At 67.2% G+C, this 3,993-nt stretch carries 5 protein-coding genes; all 5 read right to left on the reverse strand.

Translation table 11 applies throughout. The features are described 5' to 3' along the window. Window positions 1-17: 17 nt before the first annotated feature. Window positions 18-1,241, reverse strand: coding sequence for an MFS transporter (locus ACK59X_RS33580; protein ID WP_409963669.1), 1,224 nt, complete (start codon window positions 1,239-1,241; stop codon window positions 18-20). 50 nt (window positions 1,242-1,291) lie between these two features. Beyond that, window positions 1,292-1,639: a hypothetical protein gene (locus tag ACK59X_RS33585; protein ID WP_409963671.1), complete on the reverse strand. Its 348-nt coding sequence runs from the start codon at window positions 1,637-1,639 to the stop codon at window positions 1,292-1,294. An 84-nt stretch (window positions 1,640-1,723) separates the two neighbouring features. Further along, window positions 1,724-2,737: a MerR family transcriptional regulator gene (locus ACK59X_RS33590; RefSeq protein WP_409963673.1), complete on the reverse strand. Its 1,014-nt coding sequence runs from the start codon at window positions 2,735-2,737 to the stop codon at window positions 1,724-1,726. Between the two features lie 43 nt (window positions 2,738-2,780). Further along, window positions 2,781-3,134: an FKBP-type peptidyl-prolyl cis-trans isomerase gene (locus ACK59X_RS33595; RefSeq protein WP_409963675.1), complete on the reverse strand. Its 354-nt coding sequence runs from the start codon at window positions 3,132-3,134 to the stop codon at window positions 2,781-2,783. A gap of 735 nt (window positions 3,135-3,869) precedes the next feature. Continuing rightward, window positions 3,870-3,993, reverse strand: a 124-nt coding sequence (locus ACK59X_RS33600; RefSeq protein WP_409963677.1) for a transposase, incomplete at its 5' end; no start/stop codon positions are given.

The following is a 3,993-nucleotide window of genomic DNA, read 5'->3' on the forward strand; positions in this document are numbered from 1 at the left end:
CCCCCCCATATATACTGCTACGGCGACAACCGAGATCGACACTTATGGAGCGTCGTCGGCAGCGGCAGATGTGAATCCGAGACAGGTGTAAGCCTGCCTGGCGGCCCCAGACCGCGCATGGGCGGCACGCGCTGCTGGATCCAGGTGAACACGCGCACCTGCATGAAGCCGCCGAGCAGGCCGATGGCCAGCATCAGGCCAGCGCCCTGCCATGTGGCGTCGATCATGCCCATGGGGATGAACAAGAGGCCAATCACGGCATCGAAGACCAGGATGGTCAGGCCCAGGCTGCCCACGCGCAGGCGCGGGAACATGCCCGAGGCCACCATGCCCGCCAGCGTGCCCGCTCCGTGGGCGCCCAGCATGGTGCCGAAGGCGGCCGCGCCCAGCGTGGGCGTGCTGCTGGCCAGCACCGGCACGGCGATGTGAATGGGCCCCATGATGAACAGGGCGATGGCGCTCCAGTAAAGGAAGCAGGTGCGCAGCTCGGCATCGCGCCAGAAGTGCACCAGGCCTTGGGCCACCGACGCCAGCACCGCCGTTGGCGCCCCTTGCGGCACCGGTGACGCGCCTTCCAGCATGCGCACCTTCGCCAGCGTCCAGGCCGAGATGCCGAAGCTCAGCGCGTCGAGCGCAAAGGCTATGCCGATGCCCGTGGCGTTGGCGCGGGCCTCGGCACCGGTGCCTGCACTGCCGTCGCCGAACAGCGCGATCAGCAGTCCCGCGAGCAGCGGCCCCAGGAACATGGTCAGTTGGCGCAACCCCAGGCTGATGCCATTGGCTGCCTGCAACTGGGCGCGCGGCACCACGTGCGGCATCATGGCGGTGCCCGCAGGGATGCTGAAGGCCGTGGCCAGGCCGATGGCCAGCGACAGCACATACACCATCCACAGCGTGAGCGTGCCCGTGAGCACCAGGCCGCTGAGCAGGGCCAGCAGCACCAGGTTGATGTACTTGGTGAGCATCAGCACCTCTTTGGGCGAATAGCGGTCGACCAGCGCGCCGCCGATCAGGATGAACAGCGCACGCGGCACGCTCATGAGGGCCAGCACGGTGCCCAGCACCAGGGTGTCGCCGGTCATCTGCAGCACCAGCCAGGGCAGGGCGATCAGGGTGAACTGGTCGCCCAGCATGGTGAGCGCCGAGCTGCCGGTCAGCCAGCGGAAGCTGGGATCGCGCCAGAGTGCGGCGCGCGGATCAGCACCACTGGGCGCTTGCGGGTTGTGTTGGGGTGAAGGCATGGTTTTGTCTCTGGAAGCAAAGGGTGGAGTGGGACGAGGAGGCGGCGGCGTCAGGCAGGGCGCAGCCCGGGCTGCCTGCCGCGCCGCTGCTGCAATGCGCCGGCCAGGGCCAGGCCAAACAGCAGCGCCGCCGCGTGGCACAGGAGCACCATGGCCGTGTGCAGGCCGCGGCCTGCCGTGGCAGGTGCCAGCAGGGCGTCGATGAGCACGCCGGTGAACAGGAAGAGGGCAAGCGCCAGGGCCTCGGGCTGCGCGGCTGATTCCGCCAGCACGCCGGCCAGCAGCAGGCAGGCCGTGCCGGCCACGGCATACAGCGGCCAGTGGCCTGTGGGTTGAAGCAGCAGTGCGCGCCAGCCGGTCTCTGGGGCTGGCGTGGGCGTGTGCAGGAGGGGGTTCATGGTGTCGGTCCAGGGTGTCTGGGGACCGACTGTGGGGCCTCACGTTGCGTGAGGGTCAAGCGCTTTTTGCGGGATTTTTCGTGGTCACGCTGTGGCGCCTGCATGGGCCAGCGCCGCATGCAGGTAGGCCCGTACCGGTGCGCTCAGGGGCGATCCCGCCTGCAGCAGCGGCTCCTGCGCCGATGCGGTCAGCAGCTTCTGGCGCAGTACCGGGTCGTTGCGCGTGAGCTGGCCGAACAGTCCATCCCAGCGCTGCGCGGCGGCCATGGCGTACGGGTGGCAGGCGGGCACCTGCCGTGCCAGCAACTGCTCCACCTGCGCCTGCAGTTCGGCCCATTGGGTGTGCGGCACGTGGCCCAGGGAGCGCAGGTCGTCGCGCGTGAGGTACTTTTCGAGCAGGGCCATGCGCAGCTTGATCGCGGTTTCGACGAACTCGATCATGTCGCCCGGTGGCGCATGGTTGCGCCCCTGCGTGCTGGGCTCGGTGCGGAACATGTGGCCCCAGCGGTCCAGCAGGTCCAGGTCGCCGCCCATCCAGTGCAGCATCAGTGCCATCCAGCGGTAGGCCAGGGCCTGGACCTCGGGGCTGTCGGGCGGTTGCTGGCGGTCCATGGCGCTGCGCACCAGGTCCTTGACGATCAGCCAATCGGCCTCGATCAGGCTCCAGTTCACGAAGATCTGCTTGAGCTCGGCCGAGCTGAAGTACTTGCCGTAGGTGGTCATCAGTGCCAGTGCTTCGAGCCAGTTGCCCATGTCGGGCTCGGCCCCGGCCATCAGGCCGTCGCGCAGCATGGTCAGGCGTGCGCGCAACTCGGTTGCCTGGGTGATCTGCTGGTCCAGCGCGCGGATCTGCTGACCGATGATGCGCTCGGGCGCCACGCCATCGCCAGCCAGCAACTCGCCGATGTCGCCGAGCGCCAGCCCCATCTGGCGCATGGTCTGGATGGCGTGCAGGCGCTGCACGTCGGCCTGGCTGTACAGGCGGTAGCCGGCCTCGGAGCGGCCCGAAGGTGCCAGCAGCCCGATCTCGTCATAGTGGTGCAGGGTGCGCACCGTGAGGCCGGTGCGGCGGGCCAGTTCACCGACCTTGAGCAGCATTGCGTGATGGCCCGCGCGCCGATAACTTCTTTTCTTCTGTTTTTTACTTGCCGACGGAAATCAGTTCGATCTCGAAGTTCAGCGTGGCGTTGGGCGGGATCACGCCGCCGGCACCATTGGCACCGTAGGCGATGGCCGGTGGGCAGGTCAGCTTGGCCTTGCCGCCGGGCTTCATGCGCTGCACGCCTTCGGTCCAGCAGGGGATCACGCGGTTGAGCGGGAACGAGGTGGGTTCGCCGCGCTTGTAGGAGCTGTCGAACTCCTTGCCATCGAGGAAGGTGCCTTTGTAGTGGACCTTGACGGTGTCGGTGGCCTTGGGTGATTCGCCGGTGCCGTCCTTGATCGATTCATAGACCAGGCCGCTGGAGGTGGTGACGGGTTTGGCTTGTTGGGCCATGGCGGCGGGGGCGATGGCGAGGGTGGCGAGCAGCAGGCACAGGGTGTGGCGCAAGGGGTTCTCCTTCGAGTATTTCAAACAGGCGCGATCTTAGTCGTGTTCTTGTGGGTGTCCGTTCGATGTTGTTTCGGTGGGTGCTTCTGTAGTTGTTTTGAGGTCGGAGGCCGGGATGTGCGCCCGGCGGCGTGGCTGCTTTGAAAGCATGCCTGTGCCGAGGGCGGGAGCCGGGTCTCGGCCCGGCGGCCGAGGTACCTTTCTTTGCGTCGCCAAAGAAACGTACCCCAAAGAAAGGCGACCCCGCTGCCCGTGTCCCCCTCGCCACAGGCGAGGGGGCAGCCTGCGATGCTCGGTCCTGGGGTGTGCCGCAGAACTCGCTGCGTTCTTCGAACTCCGCTCAAACAGCTGCGGCAAGCTTGACAACGAGGCGCGTGTCCTTCGGCACGCGCTCACCCCAGGCCCTGCGCTTCTCGGCACGGTCAGAAGGGGGTGGGAACGGGCCCCACACGGGCCATTGCTTCGCTCGGCCTGTGGTCCTTCGCTGCGCTCGGTTCGCCAGGGCGATCGCCCAGCCGTCGGCAGCGCGCAGCGCGAACCGACCCCAGGCGCAGCTGCGCAAGCAGCAGCCGTGTGGTACCCGCTCCCCACCCCTGCTGGCTGCGCCGAGGAGCGCAGGAGCTGGGGTGGGCGTGTGTGCCGAAGGACACACACGCTTCGTTGTCTAGGGTGTGTTGACATTCAGGCCATACAGACGATGGCGCCGACGAGGCTGATGAACGAGGTAAACCGTTCGGCCAGTTTTTCGTAGCGAGTCGCTATTCGACGATAGTGCTTGATGCGACAGAAGAAGCGTTCGACGAGG

Source organism: Acidovorax sp. (assembly GCF_046339755.1).
Classification (GTDB): domain Bacteria; phylum Pseudomonadota; class Gammaproteobacteria; order Burkholderiales; family Burkholderiaceae_C; genus Acidovorax.